The organism is Sphingomonas sp. SP4, from assembly GCF_058313375.1.
Genome location: NZ_JBZFLE010000001.1, coordinates 376,680 through 399,819, shown reverse-complemented (window position 1 = coordinate 399,819; position 23,140 = coordinate 376,680). Strand labels below are relative to the sequence as shown.

The 23,140-nt window shown below is 61.1% G+C and carries 20 protein-coding genes; 12 read left to right on the top strand and 8 right to left on the bottom strand.

Annotation, left to right across the window (positions count from 1 at the left end; genetic code table 11):
* Positions 1-83 precede the first annotated feature (83 nt).
* Genes AC4GYV_RS02010 through AC4GYV_RS01995 form a run of 4 tightly spaced genes read left to right on the top strand, consistent with a single transcriptional unit; the run spans position 84 to position 4,846 of the window.
* Positions 84-1,517, top strand: a complete 1,434-nt coding sequence (locus AC4GYV_RS02010) for a tetratricopeptide repeat protein (protein WP_491098996.1) — start codon at positions 84-86, stop codon at positions 1,515-1,517.
* On the top strand, positions 1,517-3,004 hold the full coding sequence (locus tag AC4GYV_RS02005; protein WP_491098995.1) for an exopolysaccharide biosynthesis polyprenyl glycosylphosphotransferase: 1,488 nt from the start codon (positions 1,517-1,519) through the stop codon (positions 3,002-3,004). The genes AC4GYV_RS02010 and AC4GYV_RS02005 overlap by 1 nt, the downstream gene beginning before the upstream one ends.
* A complete protein-coding gene (locus AC4GYV_RS02000) occupies positions 2,994-3,764 on the top strand; it encodes a WecB/TagA/CpsF family glycosyltransferase (RefSeq protein WP_491098994.1) in 771 nt (256 codons plus the stop codon). The genes AC4GYV_RS02005 and AC4GYV_RS02000 overlap by 11 nt, the downstream gene beginning before the upstream one ends.
* Positions 3,761-4,846, top strand: a complete 1,086-nt coding sequence (locus AC4GYV_RS01995; RefSeq protein ID WP_491098993.1) for a cell wall hydrolase — start codon at positions 3,761-3,763, stop codon at positions 4,844-4,846. Before AC4GYV_RS02000 ends, AC4GYV_RS01995 begins: the two co-directional genes overlap by 4 nt.
* Positions 4,847-4,885: 39 nt before the next feature.
* On the opposite strand, the gene AC4GYV_RS01990 is transcribed toward AC4GYV_RS01995, so the two are convergent.
* On the bottom strand, positions 4,886-5,539 hold the full coding sequence (locus tag AC4GYV_RS01990) for a hypothetical protein (protein WP_491098992.1): 654 nt from the start codon (positions 5,537-5,539) through the stop codon (positions 4,886-4,888).
* 49 nt (positions 5,540-5,588) lie between these two features.
* Positions 5,589-6,815 carry a glycosyltransferase gene (locus tag AC4GYV_RS01985; RefSeq protein WP_491098991.1) on the bottom strand — a complete coding sequence of 409 codons (1,227 nt, stop codon included), beginning with the start codon at positions 6,813-6,815 and terminating at the stop codon, positions 5,589-5,591.
* A 279-nt stretch (positions 6,816-7,094) separates the two neighbouring features.
* On the opposite strand from AC4GYV_RS01985, the gene AC4GYV_RS01980 reads away from it, so the two are divergent.
* The 6 genes from AC4GYV_RS01980 (at position 7,095) to AC4GYV_RS01955 (ending at position 14,901) form a co-directional block, all read left to right on the top strand.
* Complete coding sequence (locus AC4GYV_RS01980; protein WP_491098990.1) at positions 7,095-8,396, top strand: DUF1996 domain-containing protein; 1,302 nt, start codon at positions 7,095-7,097, stop codon at positions 8,394-8,396.
* A gap of 143 nt (positions 8,397-8,539) precedes the next feature.
* Positions 8,540-8,704, top strand: coding sequence for a hypothetical protein (locus AC4GYV_RS01975; protein WP_491098989.1), 165 nt, complete (start codon positions 8,540-8,542; stop codon positions 8,702-8,704).
* A gap of 9 nt (positions 8,705-8,713) precedes the next feature.
* The gene (locus tag AC4GYV_RS01970; protein WP_491098988.1) at positions 8,714-9,997 is read left to right on the top strand and encodes a pilus assembly protein TadG-related protein; all 1,284 of its coding nucleotides are present in this window, start codon (positions 8,714-8,716) and stop codon (positions 9,995-9,997) included.
* A gap of 496 nt (positions 9,998-10,493) precedes the next feature.
* Positions 10,494-11,876: a protein adenylyltransferase SelO family protein gene (locus AC4GYV_RS01965; protein WP_491098987.1), complete on the top strand. Its 1,383-nt coding sequence runs from the start codon at positions 10,494-10,496 to the stop codon at positions 11,874-11,876.
* Positions 11,860-13,335: a succinylglutamate-semialdehyde dehydrogenase gene (gene astD / locus AC4GYV_RS01960; protein WP_491098986.1), complete on the top strand. Its 1,476-nt coding sequence runs from the start codon at positions 11,860-11,862 to the stop codon at positions 13,333-13,335. The genes AC4GYV_RS01965 and astD overlap by 17 nt, the downstream gene beginning before the upstream one ends.
* A gap of 57 nt (positions 13,336-13,392) precedes the next feature.
* Positions 13,393-14,901: a L,D-transpeptidase family protein gene (locus AC4GYV_RS01955; RefSeq protein ID WP_491098985.1), complete on the top strand. Its 1,509-nt coding sequence runs from the start codon at positions 13,393-13,395 to the stop codon at positions 14,899-14,901.
* 71 nt (positions 14,902-14,972) lie between these two features.
* Here the strand turns inward: AC4GYV_RS01955 and AC4GYV_RS01950 are convergent, their stop codons facing one another.
* Complete coding sequence (locus AC4GYV_RS01950; RefSeq protein WP_491098984.1) at positions 14,973-16,478, bottom strand: replicative DNA helicase; 1,506 nt, start codon at positions 16,476-16,478, stop codon at positions 14,973-14,975.
* A gap of 195 nt (positions 16,479-16,673) precedes the next feature.
* Between AC4GYV_RS01950 and dcd the strand changes: the two genes are divergently transcribed.
* Both dcd and kynU read left to right on the top strand, forming a co-directional pair.
* Entirely contained in the window at positions 16,674-17,228 is a 555-nt protein-coding gene (dcd, locus tag AC4GYV_RS01945; protein WP_491098983.1) for a dCTP deaminase, read from the top strand.
* Positions 17,225-18,448, top strand: a complete 1,224-nt coding sequence (gene kynU / locus AC4GYV_RS01940; protein WP_491098982.1) for a kynureninase — start codon at positions 17,225-17,227, stop codon at positions 18,446-18,448. Before dcd ends, kynU begins: the two co-directional genes overlap by 4 nt.
* Here the strand turns inward: kynU and AC4GYV_RS01935 are convergent.
* The 5 genes from AC4GYV_RS01935 to AC4GYV_RS01915 form a co-directional block, all read right to left on the bottom strand.
* Positions 18,441-18,845, bottom strand: coding sequence for a DoxX family protein (locus tag AC4GYV_RS01935; RefSeq protein WP_491098981.1), 405 nt, complete (start codon positions 18,843-18,845; stop codon positions 18,441-18,443). The two genes, kynU and AC4GYV_RS01935, sit on opposite strands and share 8 nt — an antisense overlap.
* A 65-nt stretch (positions 18,846-18,910) precedes the next feature.
* Positions 18,911-19,531, bottom strand: coding sequence for an NADPH-dependent FMN reductase (locus AC4GYV_RS01930; RefSeq protein ID WP_491098980.1), 621 nt, complete (start codon positions 19,529-19,531; stop codon positions 18,911-18,913).
* A gap of 51 nt (positions 19,532-19,582) precedes the next feature.
* Positions 19,583-19,906, bottom strand: coding sequence for a hypothetical protein (locus tag AC4GYV_RS01925; RefSeq protein WP_491098979.1), 324 nt, complete (start codon positions 19,904-19,906; stop codon positions 19,583-19,585).
* Positions 19,907-19,918: 12 nt separating this feature from the next.
* Entirely contained in the window at positions 19,919-22,201 is a 2,283-nt protein-coding gene (gene rnr / locus AC4GYV_RS01920; protein ID WP_491098978.1) for a ribonuclease R, read from the bottom strand.
* Positions 22,202-22,238: 37 nt separating this feature from the next.
* Positions 22,239-22,979, bottom strand: coding sequence for a hypothetical protein (locus AC4GYV_RS01915; protein WP_491098977.1), 741 nt, complete (start codon positions 22,977-22,979; stop codon positions 22,239-22,241).
* Between the last annotated feature and the right edge of the window lie 161 nt (positions 22,980-23,140).

The following is a 23,140-nucleotide window of genomic DNA, read 5'->3' as shown; positions in this document are numbered from 1 at the left end:
TGGCGTGCCGAAGCGGCACAGCCGTGCCTTCTTTACGCAGTGCACCGTTACAAACCTCTAATATTCAGTAGTATATACAAATCGTGAAGAACCGAACCTTCTTTTTCCGGCTGTGTGTGCTCGCCTTGCCACTGGGAACGGTCCCTCTGTCCGGGTGCAGTTACTGGAAAGCCTACCAGGCGAGAGCAGCTTACGCCGAGTACCAGCAAGCCCTTGGCGCCGGGGACATGATGCACGCCCGCATCGCGCTCCTCAAGCTGGTTCGGACGGATGAGGATGTAGCCGACTATTGGATCGAGTTGGGTAAGCTGCAGATTCAGCTGGGCGATTATGGCGGTGCATACGACGCATTTTCGCATGCTCACGAGCTAGACCGCAGCAACGTCCAGGTACTGGCCGCTCTGGCGCAGATCGCGCTCATGAGCCGCGACGTTGATTTGGCCGCCGGCAAGGCGAAGAACCTGGCTCTTCTCGACCCAAACAACCCTGTCGTGACGCTGATCAATGGCTACGTCTCTTTAAAGTCGGGTGACTTGGACAAAGCGGATGCTGCTGCGGACACGCTCTTAGCATCGACTCCGAACGACTCCTTCGCGCGAGCGCTCAAGGCCTCAGTCCTGGTAAAAAGGGGCAAGACCGACGAGGCCATTGCATCGCTGGAGGAGCAGCATCAGCAGGCCCCCCAAGACGTCGGCGCTATGCGGGCGCTAGCCCAACTCTACCGATCCCAAAATGATTGGCGGAACCTGGCGCGCATTCAATCGGACGCATTTCAGAACGATCCGAAGAATCCACAGACGGCGAAAGAGTATGTTGAAGCCTTGCTCCGGGCAGGCGATGTGCAGGGTGCCGCTCGAGTCTCTGGGCGCTTACTCGCGCCCTCTTCCGACGTTCGCGTCACCGACCAAATCCTGTCGCTTTGGGCTCGCTTTGCACCGAAAGGCACCAAGCTGCCAAACGGGCCCGAACTCGCGAAAGCGGCGACCCTCGATCAACGCGTTTCTTTCGCTGACTATTACAACCGGATCGGAGATCCAGGCACGGCTGCGGCACTTCTCGGCGCGAGCAAGACAGTGAATCACGTCAATGCTCGCTGGAACGCCGTGTTCGCCCAATCCCTGGCACTTCAGGGTCAGGACGGCCAAGCCAAGGCCTTGCTTGATCAGGTGCTCGCGCGCGAGCCGGATCAGGTCGAAGCCCTTCGCGCGCGCAGCAGACTGGAAGCGCAAACCGGTCAACCCAAGCAGGCAATTGTCGACGCCCAGCGGCTCGTGACGATCAACCCGAAGTCGGGTGAAGATCGTCTCCTTCTGGCACAGGGCTATCTAGCCGCCCGCAATGGCCGGGACGTACGGCGAACGCTTTGGCAGGCCTTCCAGGAACTGCCGGACGATGAACGCGTCTATGCGGCTCTAAGGAGCGTTCTCGCGACCACAGGCGATACCGAGGGGGCGCAGCGGTTGAACCAAGAAGTTGCCGACCGTCGTTTTTCGAAGCTTTCGAAAGAACTACTTTGATGAATGCGGGTGGGGAGATTGCAGTGCTGGCCGCGAAAAATGAGGCCAAGGAGGAGCAGTCGGACACTCCGATCCGCTCCCGCGCGCGATTCACCTCGAACATCGCCGGCCCAATTTTCTTCTTCGCCGACCTGATCTGCATCCTGCTCAGTGTTCCGCTGGCACTGATTGCCTACAATATCCTTCGCGGGGACAGGATCATCGAGTCCGTCCACCTGTTCGCTTTCTTCGCCGCCGCCGGCACATACTTGCTCATTCGCACTTCGCGGCACGCTTATCGGAGGACCTTAGTCAATCTGTTCGACCACGAAGCCGACGCGATCATGGACGCTCTCGCTAGCGTCCTCATCGCGTCAGCACTCGTGTGGCAGTTCGGCATGATCACCAACCTGTCTCGCGGCCTGACCGTCCTGTACCTGGTGATGTTTTCGGTCTGCCTGCTGGCCTCGCGGCCCATAGTTCGCGGGATGGTTCGCCACTTGGCAGGAACTGGCGCGATCCAACAGCGCATCGCGTTCTATGGCGCGGACCCGGAATCTCTCGCGATCATTAAGAAGGTAATCGAGGGCATTCACCTCCCACACTTGCGATACGTTGGCGTGGCCGACGACCGACCGAAAGTGAAGGAAGTCGAGGGCCTGCACCTTATCGGCGGACTGCACGAGCTGCTCGACCTCGCGCGTAAAGGCGAACTCGATCAGGTCCTCTTCTGCGTCCCCAACATGCCTCGCGCGCGCCTTCACGATATTGTCGATCAGCTAAGCAACGTCTCTGTCGATGTGGCCGTTATCCCGCCCGAGGCCATTCATCTCGCTCCAGATTATCGAGTGCATTTGCTCGGGAACCTCCCAGTCCTCACGCTCTGGGAACGACCGTTCCGCGACATGAACGGTCTTGTGAAACGCAGCGAGGACCTGCTCATCGCAGGAGCAGCAACGATCTTGCTTTCACCGCTGATGCTGCTTTCGGCCGTGCTCGTTCGCCTTTCCAGCCCCGGCCCGATCTTCTTCGTTCAGCCGAGAGTTGGCTTCAACAATGAGCTAATCAAGGTGTTGAAGTTCCGGACGATGTATGCGGATCGGGCCGATCTACGCGCCGAACAGACGACGACCGCCGATGATCCGCGAGTGACACCCATCGGGCGTGTGCTCAGGAAACTCAGCATCGACGAGCTTCCGCAGCTCCTGAACGTCCTCAAGGGGGATATGTCACTGGTCGGTCCGAGGCCCCACGCCACTCACATGAAAGTCGGCGATCGCTATTATCAGGATGCCGTTCGAGGGTATGCTGGCCGCCACCGGGTCAAGCCGGGCATCACGGGGCTTGCACAGGTGAAGGGCGTTCGCGGCGAAATCCGTACCATCGAACGCGCCAAGCGCCGCGTCGAGCTCGACACGCAATATATCGAGAACTGGTCGTTAGGGCTCGATCTATGGATCCTTGCAGCGACGTTCCGAGCGGTCGTCTGGGATAGCGATGCGTACTGAACCCAGCGAATTCCTCGGCATTAGGTTCGATCGGCTGGCGATGGATCAGGTGCTTGGTCGCTTGTCCGAAGCGACCACGGAGACGCCTTACGGCTATATCGTCACTCCGAACGTCGATCACGTCGTCCGGCTGCACGAGAGCAAGGACGCCACGCGGACCTTAAAGCCGCTCTACGAGGCCGCCGACCTCTGCTTATGCGACAGCAGAATTTTGCAGGCGCTCGGCAAAGTGCGAGGGGTTGATCTACCTGTCGTTCCGGGAAGCGAACTCACGGCGCTAATGTTCGACAAGCTTATCCAGCCTGGCGATCGGATCGCCATTGTCGGCGGCGACGCCGAGCTTCTGGCCGGACTTCGCTCACGGTACCCCCGGATCGATTTCGTCCAGCATTGCCCGCCGATGGGTTTGCGCACGAATGCTGCGGCCCGTCGAGAAGCTGCGGAGTTCATTGCCGAGAGCAGCGCTCGCTTCACCTTCATCGCGGTCGGTTCGCCCCAGCAGGAGATGATCGCGACTGAAGCGAAAGCCTTGCTCAGCGCCAAAGGGACCGCCCTGTGCGTCGGCGCTTCGCTCGACTTCCTGACCGGCAGGGAGAAGCGCGCCCCGAAGATAGCGCAGCACCTCCGGCTAGAGTGGGCGCATCGACTGCTCAGCGACCCGAAGCGGATGTGGCGCCGCTATCTCCTCGAGGGCCCCAGGATCTTCCTGCTGACTTATCGCTGGGCCGGGCATGCGCAACATGGGTCGGCCTCGAAATGAACGCCGCGAACTTCATCACGACTCCCGGCCGCTCCCGTTCGAAGTGGGTCATCCCCGCGGTTTTGGCGGTCGTCGCGATACTGTTGGTCGCGGCGGGGCTGGTGGCCAACGTCAACCGGTCTACCGACCTTACCCGTGCGCAGCAGATGCGGCGCGCTGCAGCAGCCCGTGCAGCCCAGTCCCCGGTTGCGCCGCTCAATCTCGTCCGCCCCCTTACACCGGAGGAGGCGATCAAGGCGAACGAAGAGCGCCCGTTCACGACCACACCCGACACGCCCGCCAAGCAATTCAAGCTTCGCGCGGATGAGATCAGCAAGCTTCGCGCCATCGATTGCCTGACGCAGGCGGTCTACTACGAGGCGGCGACCGAGCCGGCAGACGGGCAGCGGGCAGTAGCCCAGGTCGTTCTAAACCGGATGCGGCATCCAGGCTTCCCGAGCAGCGTCTGCGGGGTCGTCTATCAGGGGTCGGAGCTTCCGACGGGTTGCCAGTTCACCTTCACGTGCGACGGTTCGCTTGCCAGGACGCCCATCCCCGCCGTTTGGGCCCGCGCAAAGAAAATCGCCCTGGACGCACTGGCGGGACACGTGTTCGCCGCAATTGGCCACTCGACCCATTATCACGCCGATTACGTTCTGCCTTACTGGGCGGACTCGCTGACAAAGCAGATTCAGATCGGACACCACATTTTCTACCGGCTGAACGGAGGCCTGGGTACCGACCGCGCTTTCTCGCAGCGCTACGCCGGAAAGGAGCCCGACCTGCCCCCGCCCCCGTCGACTGTTGAGGTTGCTGCGGAGGCGACCGATCAGGCTCAGGCTTTGTTAAATTCGGGCTTGGCAGGCGATGCCCCGAGCCCGCTAGCTGCTGATGCTGCCGGGATTGCGGCAGCAGGAGCTCCGAAGCAGGTGCTGCTGGCCGATAACAACAAGAGTTCGCTGCTCATTGACAACGGAGCAGTGCCCCCGGCGCCAACGACGAAGCGGCGAGAAACTAAGGATTGCAATAGTCCAGTCCAGGCACGCGTGAGAGCCGCAGAACCAAATAACCTACATGCGGGTCATTCGGACGACGCTTGTTAACGACGAACCTTGCGAGTTAGCGCAACGCGGCGCGGCTGATTACCGAGGATCCCTCGCGTGCTGCTGAATTGACTCCACGTCTACGGGATGCTTTCCGATGACGAACAGAGCTGCCCGCCCTATGGGTTCAGGAGTGCCGAGAAACTCCTCCAGGACATAGTAGTTCGTCCTTCCGAAATAATCGTCCACTAAAAGCTTCGTAGTAGAACCCGCCTGATGAGCGCGGCGCGCGCTCTCGAGCGCACAGGCAACCCGATATCGCCCATCGACCAATATGAAGTCGGGGAATCGATCTTCATTGCCGCTGAACGGTGCTGTCACGTAACGGATGCCCTTCCTCGCTTTGAAGAACACTGGCATCCCCCATTCGTATGTAAGACCCATTCGTGGCACGACGACCCGAGCACAATTTGAACCGTTTAATGCCTTGCGAACGGTCTCAGCGTAAAAGCGATCACTCTCTACCGAGACCGTCGGAATCTCGAGATTGGCGGCCAATAAGGTGCTTCCGCCCGAGCCAAACTCCACATATCGGCTGGTCTTTTCCAATTGCTTTCGGAGCCACTCAGACGTCTCGTCGTCGAGATGGGGTTCGATAGGAAGATCGAAGCCTTTCAATCGCTGATAGTAGTAGAAGCGCGCTACAGCTCTTAGACGCATGTAAAGCGCCTTCAGGTCCGATGAGAGATCCATTCGCCGATCCTCGTTACTACGCTCACCGGGCACTATCATCGGCTGCAGATCAGGCATATTTCTTGATCATGTCAGCCCGGTGTTGGACTGCCCGGTCGTGCTCAAGTGTTCGCCCATTGATCGCCGCCGCCGACACAAGGTTAGCCAGGCGTTCGCGGTCTCCATCCAACTTGGCGATAAGTGACCCGAGGGCCCGCCAATCACCACACGTCACAAATTCTCCGCCGCCAGTCTCAGTTAGACCCTCTGGATATAGGGACCAGTATCCTACTAACGGTGCACCCGATGCGAGCGCCTCGACTAAGCATCTCGGCGCCTCAGCTACCTTGTGGCAGAATAAGAACATGTGGGCTTCCCGCATCGCGGCGAGGACTTCGTCTCGCGGTAGCACGCCTGGGAGATCAATCTGTAGGCCATCCGCCAAGATTTCCATCGATCGGCGTTCTGGCCCATCACCAAACCATCGTGCACGAATGTCACAACCCGAGGCCTTGATCGCTTTCACCCAGTCGAGCGCCCCTTTGCGGTCGGTCATATTGCCCGAATAGACAATCTTAAGAGGGACACCGGAGCGGATTTCGGCCAACTTCTCGCTGAGTTTTTCGACGGAAATGTGGTCCCCGGATCGTACCTGCACGTTAAGCATGGTTTGCGGATTGGGAGCAAAGTCCTTGAGCGCCTCGAAGACTTCCTTGCCCATAAGCATTGCAACAGCAGACTTCGAAAGGCATCGACGGAACTCTCGTCTCATCCATCGACGGTGAAAAATAGCTCGCAACTTTCGTGGACCAAACGGCATGCCTTTGATTTTGAATTGGATCAGATTGTCGTAATCAAGCGCGGTATCTAAGTCATATTTCCGCCCCGCCCGGATAGCTTGGCGAGCAGCTACCGTAGGCCAATCGAACGGCGCATGAGGGGCAAAGAGCAGGTAGTCGGACTCAGCTATCAATCTGCGAAGTAAGCGACGTGTCTGGAAGTAATGCCTGATGTGAGTGTCTTCCCGGTACGTATAGGGAAGCTCAACGTACCGAACTCCCGCCGGAAGTTCCTCGATCGAAACCAACCGCTGCGCAAAGCCCTCGTTTTGCTCCTTAGTGAGCGCGGGGCAAGCGAAGACTATTTCATCAAAATTACGACGGTATACCCGCAGATTGTTGAGAAAGTCTCCGTCGATTTCGAATGATCCATTGTGAGTGACCACGACCGACGGAATTACGAACAAAAGGGAATTTCCACTCATCGCTCGACTTTCCCTCGACGCGTCATCACGCATTTGTCCTCGGGGTACAAATGCCTTCGACTCTTGATCGTGACAACCAACGCTTAGCCACTTGCCCCAAACTGCGACACGCATGCTGCGGCATTGGCAATGCAAAGCGCGCTTATCAAAATTTCTAACCGACCAGTCTCGAGACGTTCACAGTTGGGATTTACCAGGTCCACCGAAAGCGATTTTCAAGAGAAATGGTGACCGTAGCGTAAAGCATCTGTTTACCCTATTTTAGGAGACACACCTCACCCTACGCAGCATCTCGGGGGCGGGGAGGAATGAATGAATCACGGTTTTATGCCCTTTAAGTTGCTTGGCTGGGGAGGCGCGATCCTCCTGGCAGCAGCTACTGTGGCGCCAGAGACAACTAGCTCGACCTGGAACGTTCTCAAGAGCTCCATGCAGACGCGCCCAAGCCTGGTGAAAAAGAAGGGCACCGGCAGCGGCACAGGTGGCACGACGACGGGTACGTCCGGCGGAACTACGACGGGCACATCCGGCGGAACGACGACAGGTACTGGCGGAACGACGACCGGCACGTCCGGCGGAACGAGCAACACGACCACTGGGACCACCGAGCTTTCGATGATCCCATCAAATTTCGACATCAATTCGGAGCTAGTAAGCGGGTCGATCCCGGGGTCTGACGGCACGACTGGGGCATTCCGCTTTATCTGCAATCCCGGCCAGCTGCTTGCCGACGACCCGATCGTCTTCCCGGGCCAACCCGGCAAGTCGCACCTTCATCAGTTCTACGGAAACACGGCCGCAAACGCGAACTCGACGTACGAATCACTTCGTACGACTGGCCAGTCCACGTGCATGTCGCCATTGAACAGATCCGCTTATTGGATGCCCGCAATGCTCGACGGGAAGGGGAACGTGGTCCGTCCTGATTACATCTCGATCTACTATAAGCGCCGACCGTCGTCGGACCCAACGGTTTCTTGCTGGGAGCCCGCCCCATCGACGCGGAAATGCGAAGGCATTGCGGCGAGCTTACCTAACGGCTTGCGCTTCATAATGGGATGGGATCCTACCGGTAAGACGAATGTGCGGACTGGTTCGGCTTGGTTTAACTGCACCGGCGCGACTGCAGTCGCAGGGCATTACGCCACGATTCCCGATGCGATGGCCAAATGTCCGGCTGGCAATAAATTCGGCGCGGTCATTCAAGCGCCTGAATGCTGGGACGGGAAAAACATCGACTCAGCCGACCACCGCAGTCACGTGGCTTATGCAGATTATTCGAACGGATACGGTTATCTTCAGTGTCCGCAAGCGCAGCCCTATGTCATTCCGACGTTCACGCTCGCCGCTTGGTATTCGGTTGAGGACGGGGACGACACGAGCAAGTGGCACTTCTCGTCTGATGAAATGGTACCGGGGCAGCCCGCAGGCTACACCTTCCACGCCGATTGGTTCGGCGCTTGGGACAACACGGTGATGGCCATGTGGATGGACAATTGCATCGAAAAGGCGCTGAACTGCTCCAGCGGCAACCTCGGCAATGGCAAGGGAATGAAGATGTTTTCGGGCTTCAGCTGGACGGCAAACCCTCGCTTGGTTCCGATACCTCAGTGAGTACCGTGAAACGAGCAGGCGCGGCGCGGAAGGCACCGTGCCTGCTCGTTTTTCTCGCGCTCAATGCTTGCGAACAGAGGCCGCCAGCACACGACCCTCAGGACTCATCAGCCGCTCAGAATGACATTGCCGAGTTGAATGAATTGATTGAGTCGACCAAGAACCTCCCATCAGCTCAACCGGGTTCGAACGAAGCGGGACCGCCGATCCACGTCGATCCGTACCCTCATTCCAAGGGCATGACCCACGGCAACATGACCGGAATGTCGAATGACGAGCATCCGGCCAACAGCACGGACGAGCACTAGGACAAGATGATGCTTGTTCCGGCGTACTTCGGGGAGCTGGCCAGGCGACTGCGTCAGCTCCTTCCCGATCAGCGAGGCAACGTGGCACTGATCGTCGCTGCGGTTTTTCCGCTGCTGATCGGGGCTGCGGGCCTCGCGATCGACGGCGTGGAGTGGATCCTGCAGAAGCGCCAGATGCAGGCGGCGGCGGACGCCGCGGCCATAGCCGGCGTTTACGGCATCATCGCCGGCCAAGACTCGACGATCGCTGTAAACGCCAGCATCAATCAAACTCATACGGTGCCGGGCAACGCCAGCATCCAGGCCGTTCAGGGACCTCCGGGCCGTGAACAAGATCCTTTCGCCGTACAGGTCCAGATTGCAGCACCCGTTCAGCTGATCTTCTCGAAGATGTTCCTGAGGAGCGCCCCAGTGGTGACTGCCGAAGCTACAGCCAGCGTCGTCCAGAACGGGAAATATTGCGCGTTCGGGCTCGGTTCCATGCGCGATGAAGCAGGGATCGTGCTCCGCCCCGCCTCGAACGTCGAGATGGATTGCGGGATCATCACCAACTCGTCCTCGCCCAACGCGCTGGACGCGGACAGCTCGTCTTCTCTCAAGGCGCTGGCGCTCCGCGCTTTCGGCAGTTTCGGTTACGGCAACGCCCGTACGGCTATCCATGATTCAGGCGTCCGCGAGAACGCGCTGGAGCAGGATGATCCTCTAGACGGTACCGATCCGCCGCTGGTCCCGAATACCGGCTGTCCGCAGATCACCATCAATCCGGACGCGCATGAGACGACCCTGGATCCCGGCTGCTACGCCAATATGAACCTCAACGGGCCGGTGCGGCTGCAGGATGGCGAATATATCCTCAACCGGGGCAATTTCATCGTCGGCCCGCATGGCCATGTCGAGTGCGATGCCTGCACCATCTTCCTGACCAGCGAGGACGCCGCGACCAACCCTGGCTCGATCGGCAAGGTCAAGATGTCGAGTGACGGTACGGTCCAGATGGGCGCGACGCGGGAGGGGCCCAATGCCGGCATCCTCATCTATCAGGACCGCCACGCTCCTCCGGATCTGCCGGGAGACGAAAACCGCGTCGGCGGCAGCAGTTTCTCGAAGATCAGCGGGCTGATCTATCTGCCGTCGCAGACCGTCTATGTTGACGGAAACTCGAGCCCGGACGTGCAATGCTCCCGCTTCGTGGCTCGCCGCCTGGTCTTCGCAGGACGGGTCTACATCGGCAAGAATTGCGATGGCCTCGACAAAGTGACCTTCGCCGCGACGGAAGTTCGGCTGATCGGTTAGCCGTTTGTGGCCAGGTGAGCGACTGCTCGCTCGACCTGAGACATCATTCGATGAATCTGACCATTGATGATGTCGAGCTCGGCAATCAGGTCCTTGGGCCGAAAACCGCCTGAAGACGCTCTACTGGCCTCAATCCTGTGCATCGCCAATGGGGCACGTATCCAGCTTCGAAACAGGATGCCGTAGCAAGAAGCTTCGGGTGGCTGGACCGTCGCATCGATCGTGCCTTCGAGCGATATCGCGTAAGCCCTTGGCGACCCGCTCGAACGTATCGGCAAGTGCACGGAGACGGCGCGTTCGGCGCCTGAATCAGGTCGAAGTTGGATGACGCGGCCCCCTAAGATCAAACCTCTGCCAACGCCCCGGCTTCGGGTCCTTAACGCGACTCGTAGCCGTTAACTACAGATTTACTCGCATCTTCTGAACGACTGTCAAGGTTCCCGGCGGCACTTCTGTCACTTGTGGAACTCCTGCCTTCCGCGCGATTTGGGGAGCGATGGCGCAATACCGGCCCGACCCGAAAATCCTGACGCTCGGCGATGAGTTTTACGACGTCGTTGAACCAGCCGAATTTCCGCTCGCGATACCTAGATTCCTCAATGATCGTTGGGCGGATCGCGTTGGACTCGAATTGGATGAGCGAGGCTGGGCCTCTCACTTCTGCCGCTTCGAGCCGTTGCCCGACAATCTCGTCGTGCCCTTGGCGCTTCGTTACCACGGCCATCAGTTCCAGGTGTACAATCCGGAGATCGGCGACGGCCGCGGCTTCCTGTTTGCTCAGCTTCGGGACGACCGCGACCGTTTGCTGGACCTCGGCACTAAGGGCTCGGGCCAGACGCCGTACAGCCGACACGCGGACGGCCGGCTGACCCTCAAGGGTGGGATCCGGGAAGTGCTCGCGACCGAGATGCTCGAGGCGCTCGGGGTCAACACGTCCAAGACCTTCGCGCTCTTCGAGACCGGAGAGGAGCTAGAGCGCGGCGACGAGCCTTCCCCCACCCGCTCGTCAGTTCTGACGCGGCTCAGTCAGGGCCATATCCGCATCGGCACGTTCCAGCGGCTCGCCTTCTTCGGGCAGGTCGAGAACATCAAAAGGCTGACGCGCTACTGCCTCGAGAACCTCTATTCAGAACCACCCGAAGCCGAAGACAAGCAGAATGCCGCGCGCCTTTTCGATCTGGTGAGCACGGCCACGGCGAAGCTTGCAGCATCTTATCTCGCTGCCGGTTTCGTGCACGGGGTGCTGAACAGCGACAACATCAACGTCACGGGCGAAAGTTTCGACTACGGCCCATGGCGCTTTACCCCCAATTGGGACCCCGGGTTCACGGCCGCCTATTTCGATCACTACGGCCTCTATGCCTTCGGACGTCAGCCAGAGGCGATCCATTGGGACCTGGCTCAGTTCGCAGGGTGTCTGTCGCTTGTCGCCGACGCCCCTCTCCTGTCGGGCACGCTCGCTGGATGGAGCAGACGTTTTGAGGAAGCGCTCGTCGGGGAATTGCTCCGCCGGCTTGGTATTTCCACCACGACGCCAGAGGAGGATCGCCCGCTCGCGGCTACGCTTATCAAGGCGCTCGCCACTCGCGAGAAGACGATCGACCGCATCTTTTTCGACTGGCGCGGCGGCCGAGACCCGGGTCCCGATATTTACCCTTCAGAACCCTTCCGTGTGTTAGCAAAGTTGCTAGAGGGTCGCGCACAGCCCCAATCGCACCCATATTGGTCCAGTTCCGGACCCTGTTCGATGCATATCGACGAAGTCGAAGCCATCTGGTCGGCAATTGCGGAACGGGATGACTGGCAGCCGTTCAACGACAAGGTTACAGCGGTAAGGTTAATGGGCGAGGCAATGGAGCAGGATGCACCGGCAAGTTGAACAAGAAGAGCGGGTCGCAACCCGCCCGCAAGTTGCCGGAACGCTCGTTTCCTACAATCCGGCGACCGACGAGGAAGTCTGGTCCGGCAAGGTGGGCGACGCCGCGGCCGAAGTCGCGACTGCGCGTGCGGCCTGGCCCGCGTGGGCTGCTCACTCCGTCGCCTATCGCGTCGAAGCTCTCCGCCGCTTTGCCAATGTCGTTCGCGGCAAGGAGGCCGAATTTGCTGAACTGATCTCCAAAGAAACGGGCAAGCCGTTCTGGGAAGCGCGCACTGAAGTCGGCGCGGTCGTCAACAAGGTCGAGATATCGATCGACGCTTATGCGGAACGAACCCCGCAGCGCAGGCTGGAAGCCGATCTGGGCAACAGGATCGCCGTCCGCCACAAGCCCCACGGCGTGCTCGCCGTCCTTGGGCCCTACAATTTCCCGGCGCACCTTCCAAATGGGCACATCGTGCCAGCGCTAATCGCGGGCAATGCCGTGGTGTTCAAGCCGTCGGAGAAGACGCCTGCCGTTGGCGAATATCTTGTGAATTGTTTCCACGAGGCGGGCATTCCCGAAGGCGTCGTACGACTTCTCATCGGCGGGCCGGAGCAGGGCCGCGCGCTGGCGGGTGAGCCCGGCATCGACGGCTTGCTTTTCACAGGCTCGGCGCGGGCCGGTCAGTCGCTGCACCGCCAGTTCGCCGAGACGCCGCAAAAGATCCTCGCGTTGGAGCTCGGCGGTAATAATCCGCTGGTTGTCTGGAACTCCAAGGATATCGAAGCAGCTGCGGTGATGGTCGTTCAATCGGCATATCTGACAGCCGGCCAGCGCTGCACCGCGGCCCGCCGCCTCATCGTTGAGGATGGGAAGGAAGGCGAGTTGCTGGCGGCCGTGTTGAAACTGGTCGACCGCCTGATCGTCGACGATCCCTTCGCCGATCCGCAGCCCTTCATGGGTCCGGTCATCGACAATAGCGCCGCCGACCTTGTCCAGGAGCAATGGCTCAACCTGATGATGAAGGGCGGCAAGCCCCTGCGGCGCCTCGATCGCCCGGTAAAGGACAAGCCCTATCTGACGCCCGCACTGATCGACGTCACCGACGTCAAGGATCGACCCGACGAGGAAATCTTTGGGCCGGTCCTGCAGATCATCCGGGTCCCGGACTTCGACGCAGCGATCGACGAGGCAAACAACACACGCTTCGGCCTTGCGGCTAGCCTGATCGGTGGAAGCCCAGAACTTTACGACAAATTCTGGGCCAATGTGCGTGCGGGAGTGATCAACCGCAACAAGCCGACCAACGGCGCTCCGTCGAACGCGCCGTTCGGTGGCGTCGGGCTGTCAGGCAATCACAGGCCGAGCGCCTTCTACGCCGCGGATTACTGCGCCTATCCGGTGACCAGCAGCGAGGCGGACCGGCCGCGCGCATCGATCGGTTCGGGTCTTCGCGACCCCAACATGCAGGAAGACTGACGCCCCGGTTCGAAACAGCCGTGGATCGAAATTTGCGGCGGCTGCGTTCAATTGGCAATGAAATCACGTTTTTGGGGCGGCAAGACCCTGTTCCTTGCCCTGTTCAGCGTTTCGCTTTCCGCCTGCGGCAATGGCCTTCCATTCGGAGGCAAGCAGGCGGACGGAACCGCGCTTCAATCGACCATTCGCGATCCACAGGCCCGCGCATTCTATGAAGCGCGGCAGTGGAAAGACGCGTGGGACAAGAAGGCTGAGAAGCAGCTCGTCGAGATCATCACCAGCGCTCCTGCCAACGGCCTCAAGCCTGACCTCTTTCTGAAGGGCGATCTGCCCAGGGACGCGGTCGAACGTGAGGCCGCGCTCACCTCGGCCGCGCTCAGGTACGCTTCTGCTCTCGTGCGCGGCTACGCCGACCCGAAGAAGATCAGCGCCGTCTACACGATTCCGCGGCCAGACACGGACGTTGCCAAAGGTCTGGCCCAAGCCCTGGACAAGGGCGATCTAGAAAGCTGGTACGCGTCACTGCCGCCACAGAGTGAGGAATATAAAGCGCTTAGCAACGCGCACCTTGAGTATCTTCGACAGGCCGCAAATGTGCGCCTTGAGCCGATCCCGGATGGAAAGCCGATCAAACCGGGTGCCCACGACTTGCGACTGCCTGCCGTTGCGGCAGCGCTTAGCGCGATGGGCTATCTAGCCAAGCAGGCTGCCCCGCCCGCCCGCTACGATCACAGGCTCGTCGGCGCCGTAAAGCGCCTGCAGACTGACTGGAGCATAAAGGCGGACGGTATCATCGGCGCGACCACGCTCGACGCATTGAACATGGGTCCCGCCGGCCTGGCGCGGCAGATTGCGATCAATATGGAACGTCTGCGGTGGCTGCAGCGTGAAGCGCCGACGACGCGTATCGACGTGAACACTGCCGCGGCGTTTCTCGATTACTGGCGTGATGGGACCCATGCGGACCGACGCAACGTGGTTGCCGGAGAGCCCGACAAGCAGACGCCGCAGTTGCAGGCGAGCTTCGGCCAACTCGTGGCTAATCCGAAATGGCGGGTGCCGGATTCCATCGCAGCCAAGGAACTGGCTACCAAGGGCTCAGGCTGGCTGCAGGCAAATCAGTTTGCGACGGAAAACGGCCGCTTCGTTCAGCAGTCCGGGCCGAAGAACTCACTCGGCTTGGTGAAGTTCGACATGGAAGATCCGCAACAGATCTACCTGCACGATACGCCGGCCAAGGCTTTGTTCGAAATGCCCGAGAGACATCGCAGTCATGGGTGCATCCGCGTTGAGAATGCGCTTGGCTTTGCGGCGCTGCTGGCGACCCAGGACAATGTGTTCGACAAGTTCCGCGATGCGCTGGCGAGCGGCGAGGAGAAATGGGTCAAGCTCAAGACGCGCATCCCCGTCCGGTTGCTCTATCACACGGCGTTCTTCGACAACGGCCGAGTGCAGTTTCGCCCAGACGTTTACGGCTGGGACGATGATGTCGCGATGGCGATTGGCCTGGTCCGCGGTGGCCCGCGCCGTGCTCTTGAGAAGCAAGCCGAGGACGTCGGGCCGTAAGGCAGATAAGTTGAGGGCGCCGGTCCCATGGCCGGCGCCCTCATCCCCCTCCCCAGGGACCGGACTGCGCGCTAGCTGCGCATCTCCGGCAAATAACGATCGTCGGCGTCGTCGCTGAACTTGGTCGTCCGTCCATCGAAGCGGACTCGGACAATGCCCGTCGAACCGTGACGCTGCTTGGCCACGATGACCTCCGCCTTGCCCGCGGCAGCCGCGTACTTCGCATTCCACTCTTCGTACTTGGCGAGCTTTTCGGTCTCGTTCGGCATCGGATAGTCCGGCTCGACGGCCTTCAGATAATAGTCCTCGCGGTAGATGAAGAGCACGATATCGGCGTCCTGCTCGATCGACCCCGATTCACGAAGGTCCGACAGCTGCGGCCTCTTGTCCTCCCGCTGCTCGACCTGACGGCTGAGCTGCGAAAGCGCGATCACCGGAACGTCGAGCTCCTTGGCGAGCTGCTTCAAGCCGCGGCTGATCTCGGAGATTTCCTGAACGCGGTTCTCGCTGCCGCCTTTACCCGAGCCCTGCAGCAGCTGGAGATAGTCGACGACGATCACGCCGATGTTCTTCTGACGCTTCAGTCGACGAGCGCGCGTGCGGAGTGCCGCAATGGTCAGGCCAGGCGTGTCGTCGATATACAACGGTAGGCTCTCAAGCTCTGCAGCTGCACGCGCGAGCTCGCGGAATTCCTGCTGCGTGATCCGCCCGGTACGCAGGTTTTCGGACGTGATTCCCGACTGCTCGGACAGGATACGGGTCGCGAGCTGATCCGCCGACATTTCGAGGCTGAACAGTGCCGCCGGCGCGCCAGCCGATTTGGACTGCTCGATGCCGTCGGCGTTGTCGCGCAGGAACCGCTGAGCAGCAGCGAACGCCATGTTCGTACCGAGCGCACTCTTGCCCATGCCCGGACGTCCGGCGACGATGATCAGGTCGGATTTGTGAAGGCCGCCGATCTTGGAGTTGAGAGCGTCCAGACCGGTAGTGAAGCCTGACAAATGGCCGCCACTGTTGAGCGCCTTTTCGGCCATCTCCAGCGCGTCCTTGGTGGCTTCGGCGAAGCTCTTCGCCTTGCCCTGCGCGCCGCCTTGTTCAGCGACCTTGTACAACTCGGTCTCGGCGCGCTCGATTTGAGAGAGGGGGGCAACGTCCTCGCTCGTGTCGAGCGCGCCTTCGACCAGGTCGCGACCTACGCCAACCAGTGCCCGGAGCAGCGCGAGATCGTAGATCTGCTGCGCGAAGTCCCGAGCGCCGATCACAGCCGCGCCCGATCCGGTCAATTGCGCCAAATATGCCGGTCCGCCAACTTCTTTTATCGACTCGTCCGAGTCGAACAGTGGACGCAATGTTACCGGATTAGCGATCCGATTCGCGTCCGTCATCCGCAGAATTGCTTCGTAAATACGCCCGTGTAACGGTTCGAAAAAGTGATCTGGACGCAACTTCAGCTGAACGTCCTCGACCAGCCGATTGTCGATCATCAACGCACCCAACAGAGCCGCTTCCGCCTCGACATTTTGAGGGAGCGACGGGGCCGGTTCGACCGGTTCAACGATACGCACTACTTCAGCCATGACGTGTCCCTACGCCTCTCATGGCCCCACGCGAAAGCGGAACGAATGTAGCACAAATCCACGTGCCTGTGGATTGATTGTGCACGAATCGCTCATCGCGCTGGAAAGAACCCTGGGTTTCCGCCGAACGCGCTCATCCACAGAAATAATCCGGTCCAAATTGAAGCCGTCGGACCGCCCCGTTAGGCACTCGTCATGGCGATTTTGTCCGACCGCTGGATTCGCGAGCAGGCGCAGGCTCACGGCATGATCGAGCCGTTCGTCGAGGCGCAGCGGCGCGAAGGCTGCATCAGCTACGGCCTCTCGTCTTACGGTTACGATGCGCGCGTCGCGGACGAGTTCAAGATCTTCACCAACGTCGACAATGCACTCGTCGACCCCAAGGATTTTGCGCACAACAGCTTCGTCGACCGGCAGACCGACGTGTGCATCATTCCGCCCAACAGCTTCGCACTTGCCCGGACCGTGGAATATTTCAGGGTGCCGCGCGACGTGCTGGTGATCTGCCTCGGCAAGTCAACCTACGCGCGCTGCGGGATCATCGTGAACGTGACGCCGCTGGAGCCGGGCTGGGAAGGCCATGTGACGCTGGAGTTCAGCAACACTACGCCGCTGCCTGCCAAGGTCTACGCGAACGAGGGTGCCTGCCAGTTCCTGTTCCTGCAGGGCAATGAGCCGTGCGAAGTCAGCTACGCAGACCGCGCCGGCAAATATATGGGACAGCAGGGCGTCACGCTGCCGAAGCTGTGACACCAGAAGACGCCAGAAAGCTCGACGCGTCCGACCCGCTGGCGTTCGCGCGTGGGCGATTTCGCCTCCCCGAAGGCGTCATTTATCTCGACGGCAATTCGCTTGGTGCGATGCCGGTGGCGGCGCCGTCTGCGCTCGCCGCAACGGCCGAGCAGCAATGGTGCACTGACCTCATCGCGAGCTGGACTAAGCACGACTGGATCGATTGGCCGACCAAGATCGCGGCAAGGCTTGCTCCGATCGTAGGTGCGAAACCTTCCGAGTTGCTCATTGCGGATTCGACGAGCGTCTGCCTGTTCAAGCTGCTCGGCGCTGCGACGCGAGCCCGGCCTGGGCGCCGCGCGGTCGTCACCGAACAGGCTAATTTTCCGACCGACCTCTATGTCGCTCAGGGCCTGTGCGAGATGGTTGGGCTCGAGCTCCGGGCAGTTCCGGCAGGTCAGGTCTCCAGTGTGATCGACCAGGATGTTGCGGTCGTCACGCTCACACACGTCGACTACCGGTCGGGCGCATTTCACGACATGGCCGACGTCAACCGCGTCGCCCGTGCCGCGGGCGCCCTCACCGTCTGGGACCTGTCGCATAGCGCGGGAGCGATCGAGCTCGACCTCAACGGTACGGGCTGCGATCTCGCTGTCGGCTGCGGCTACAAATATCTGAACGGCGGTCCGGGCGCTCCGGCGTTCATTTACGTTGCCGAGCGGCTCCAGGACGAATTGCGGTCGCCGCTACAAGGGTGGATGGGACACGCAGAGCCATTCGCTTTCGGCGACGATTATCGCCCTGCGGATGGTATCCTCCGCTTCCTGACGGGCACTCCATCGATCCTAGCCTTGGCGGCGCTGGATGCGGGCTTGGCTACGTTCGAGGGCATTTCCATGCACGACGTCGCAGCGAAATCGCGTGCGCTATCGCAGATCTTCATCGCCGAGGTCGAAGGCCGCTGTGGCAGCGAAGTTCAGCTCGCAACCCCGCGCGATGCGGCGAAGCGCGGGAGCCACGTCGTCTTCTCTCATCCCCACGGCTATGCGCTTATGCAGGCGCTGATCGAACGCGGCCCGGTGGGCGATTTCCGCGCGCCGGACCTGATGCGCTTCGGTTTCGCCCCGCTCTACAACCGCTTCGAGGAAGTGGTCCGCGCGGCCGAGATTCTCGCTGACATTCTCACGTCAGGCGAATGGGATCAGCCGCGCTTTCACGAACGCGCCAAGGTTACCTGACGCGGGCGCTCCTGCTTCCGTCGATGCTCCACGCGCCAGGGCCAGCCGCGGCGAGATAGAGGAAGACGAAGCAGAACAGGATCGCCGCATCGCCCTGGTTCACCACGGGCCAGAACCCGCGCGGAAAATGCCCCATGAAATATGCGACGGCCATCTCGCCCGCCGCGATGAAAGCAGCCAACCGCGTGAAAAGGCCGAGCGCAATCAGAATGCCGCAGACCAGTTCGATGACCGCGGCCACCAGGAGCATTGTCGGAAGCGGATCCGGCGCGCCCGGCTGACCGACGGGGAAATGGAATAGCTTGGCCGTTCCATGCTCGAGAAAGAGCAGTGCGGTGACGATGCGAAGAACGGCGAGCAGCTGCGGCTGCCAACGCGAAAGCAAAGTGAACTCCATGACGGCCCTTCCCAGTTGGATCGTTACGCCTGCTTATCGGCTCCGGAATCTGGCCGCCAGAAGGATCATGCGTGTTCCTTGGCTTTCGCGGCCTGGGCCGCATGTGCGGCGTCCTCGGCGAGCAACTGCCGCGAGCGATGGATCATCTCAACCCAATCGTGGAAGGCGTGGGCCAGGGTCGTGATCAGCCCTTCGAGAGGACCCGGCTTCAGACAACCGCTCTCGTCGAAACTGTCGTCGCTGACATGCCCGAGATAAGCCTCCGGCTGCTGCATGACCGGCATGTTGAGGAAGACGCAGGCCTGCCGGATCTGATGGTTGGCGCCGAACCCGCCAATGCTGCCCGGCGATGCCGTGACGATTGCGGCCGGCTTCTTGTCGAACACGCTCTGTCCGTAAGGCCGCGATCCAACGTCGATCGCATTCTTGAGGACGCCGGGGATGCCGCGATTATATTCGGGGCTGCAGAACAGGACGCCGTCGGCTGCGCCGACTTCCTGCCGGAAGCGCGCCCATTGTTCTGGCGGATCGCTGTCCAAATCCTGATTGTAGAGCGGGAGGTCGCCGATCTCGATCATCGAGCAGTCAAGATTGTCGTTGCGGAGACGGCAGATCGAACGTGCAACCTTTCGGTTGATGCTGCCTTCGCGAAGGCTGCCGACGATGATGGCGATCTTGTAGGGCATGGGCGATCTCCTGGGTGTCACTCCAATACGCCGGGACTGGAAAGGTTGCGCCTATCGCGACGCCAATTGCGCGAACACGGCGGCAATAACAATGCCGACAAAGACTAGCAGGAAAACGATCTTAAGTGCGCCCGCGCGGCGTTCGTTCTCGCGTTGAAGCGCCTCCCGATCGATCCAGTACCGGCCGTCCTCGGTCTTTCGCAGAATCCCCTGACCAAGCAGCATATCGACTTGCCGTTGCTGCATGTGCCCCGGCGCTTCGTACCCAACCGCGCGATCGGGATCGTAAGCACTCGCTTGTTCGAAATGCTCCTGGACCTCACGGCGAGCTCTCGCGGCGGCTGCGGCAACTACAGCTCCTGCAGATGTGGCCATGCGATCTCCTCCTCAGCGCCGTCGACTGTTGTGCCGTATGTTTGCCGGCCTGCCGCGTCTTCCAGTCGGGCGCGTACGATCGCGCCGCACCGGTGGCGCAGACCGCCCGCCATAGCTTCCCTCGGGAAGCTCAAACCGGAGCGAGCCGGAAACTGGATTGGCCTCGGCGAGACGCAGTGTTAGCCGCTGCCCGACGCGATAGGTTTCCCCTGTCTCTTCACCGACGAGCGCACGCGCCGCCTCATCGTAGCGAAAATATTCCTGGCCCAGGTCCTTGGCGAGAACGAGGCCGTCGCCGCCAAGGTCTTCGACCGTCGCGAAGAAGCCGAAGGGCTGCACGCCGGTGATCCGGCACTCAACAAGTTGCCCCACCTGATCTGCTAGATATGCGGCGACGTAGCGATCGACGGTCTCGCGCTCCGCCTCCATTGCGCGGCGCTCGAGCATCGAGATTTGCTCGCCGATCTGTTCGAACCTCTCTTCATCGCCCGGCGGCAGGCCGCCCTCGCCGAGCTTGTACGCCTTCACTAGCGAGCGGTGGACAAGGAGATCCGCATAGCGGCGGATTGGTGAAGTGAAGTGCGCATAGGTCGCCAGCGCCAGCCCGAAATGCCCCAGCCGTTCCGGCCCGTACCGAGCCTGCATCTGGGTCCTAAGCAGCTGCTCCATGATCTCCTCGCGCCCGTCCGCCTCGCCGACGCGCTCGATGATGCGGTTGAAGGTGCCCGGCTTAATCACCTGACCGAGCGAAAATTCGACGCCGAAGGTCTTCAGATAATCCTTGAGCGCAACCAGCTTTTCGCGGCTCGGCGGCTCGTGAACGCGGTACATGACCGGCGACCTCTTCGCCTCTAGCGCTCGTGCCGCGGCCACGTTGGCAGCGATCATGAAATCCTCGACCAACCGGTGCGCATCGAGCCTGTCCCGCGGTGCGATGGAGGTGATGCGGCCCTTCTCGTCGAGCATCACCCGACGCTCGGGCAGGTCCAGCTCCAGCGGATCGCGCTTCTGCCGTGCGGCGAACAATGCCCGCCAGCAGCCCCAAAGCGGCTTCAGCGCTTTTTCCACCAGCTCCTGCGGAACGGCCCCTTCGATCGCCGGCATGGAGCAGACAGGCGACGACACATCGACCTTTTCCTCCTGCGACGCGTCAATCGCCGCCTGGGCGTGCTCGTAAGCAATATTTGCCGCCACGCAAATCTTCGCTCGCGTAAAACGCCAGGTCGTTAGCGTGCCATCCTTCGCGATCTTCAGGTGGCAAGCCATGGCCGCTCGCTCCTCGCCTTCTTTCAGCGAGCAGATGTCCGCCGACAGTTCCTCGGGAAGCATGGGGACGACGCGGTCGGGGAAATAGACGCTGTTGCCTCGGGCACGTGCTTCGCGGTCCAACTCCGACCCCGGACGGACGTAGAAGCTGACGTCGGCGATCGCGACGATCGCCTTCCAGCCGCCCGGATTGTCCGGATCATCATCCGGCGCCGCCCAGATGGCGTCGTCATGATCGCGAGCATCCTCAGGGTCGATCGCGACGATTGGAAGATGCGTGAGATCCTCGCGATCGCCGAGCGGTAGCTTCGATACACGATGCGCCTCGTCGATCGCTTCCTGTGCGAACTCATGGCGCAACCCGTGCTTGTGAATAGCAATCAGGCTGAAGCTGCGCGGCGCGAAGGGATCGCCGAGCACCGCATCGACGCGAGCGCTGACCCGCGGTGGACGGCCCTGCACTTCACACAGGACGAGATCGCCCGGTTCGGCGTCCTTTAGATCGGCGATGTAAAGCTCCCGACGCTCGCGCTTGTCGACGGGCGACAGCCAGAAGCGATCACCCTCCCGCTTTACGACGCCCAGGGTCAGCTCGGCGGACCGGGCCAGCTTCTTCATCGCATGAGCGACGTAGCCCTGACCCTTCTCCTCGGTCCGCGCCAGAACCCGGTCGCCCACGCCGAGCGCGCTCCGACGCCCGCGCTCGATGACCCGGAGCCGCGGTGGCGGGGTTTCGGCATGCCACTGTTCCGGCACCGCCCACACGTTGCCGCCGTCATCGACCGCCTGGATGCGGACCACCGTCACCTTCGGCACGCCGCCCGACTTGTGGAACGCACGGCCCGGCGAGCTGTCGATCAGCCCTTCGTCAGCCATGTCCTTGAGCAGGCGCTTCAGGTCGATCTTGGCCTGGCCCGACAAGCCGAACGCCCGCGCGATCTCACGCTTGCCCGCCGGCTGTTCGGATGAAGCGATAAAGTCGAGGATCTGCTTTCGGCTCGGGAGACCTGCGGAGGACTTGCGGGGCATGGCGTTGTCCTAAACGCAAGACATTGGCGAAGCGACCCTAGCGCAGCCCGGTCCTGTCGACCGCTGCATCGATTTCGCTCACACGCGCTTTGAAGCGTGGATCGTCAACGCCTCCATAGCGCTGGACGAAGGCGGCATTCGTCAAGCTATCCTCACTCAGCGTCAGCTCTCGCGGCAGGAGTTGCTCGGCGCTGACTTTGGAGAGAGCCGCTGCAACTCGAGATGCGCTTTCCTCATTCCAAGCCGCCTGCGCCGTCCGAAAGCCGGCGCGGTCCGCAGTCAAGTCGACCATCGAGAAGCCGCTGGGGTCGCCGACGGCGAACTCCGATTTCCGAGCAAGACTGTCAGCTAATTCCTTCCACTCGCCAGCCGCCTCGCTCAGCTGCGTTCCCGCGCCGACCGCAATGGCGGCAGAGAGCGCCCAATGCTTCGGCCAGTCCTGACGGCCATAGATCGAGACGGGCAATACAGGCATCCTGCAGCGTCCAAGATCGCTGTCCGAAATCCCGGCGAAATCTCCGACTCGTTGATCAACCAGCAGCATGCCAAGCGCGAGGAAAGCGGCGCGATTGAAATCCGGTTGGCTCGCACTTCCCGGATCCATCGAAAAGGCGCGACGAACTTGCTCCGCAAAGTCCACGCTCGGCTGCTTCCGCTGCCGATTGGCCAGGCCGCAGTAGATGCGGATGACTTGGTCGCTATCGACCGACTGCGACACTGCGCCCGCCATTCGGTCGACCAGCCCTGCCCTGCCGGGAAGGCTGATCATCGCAGACACAGTCCCTTGCCTGACCGCAAAGTTCCTAACCATGAGGCCGAGAGGAGGAACCTCCACACGCCGGCTGAGAATCCAGCGCCCGACCTGGAGCGTCCAGCGGCTGAGCCACGGCGGCAAATCCCAGATCCCGACTTTCAGTCGAGTTCTCGGAAAATTGCTGC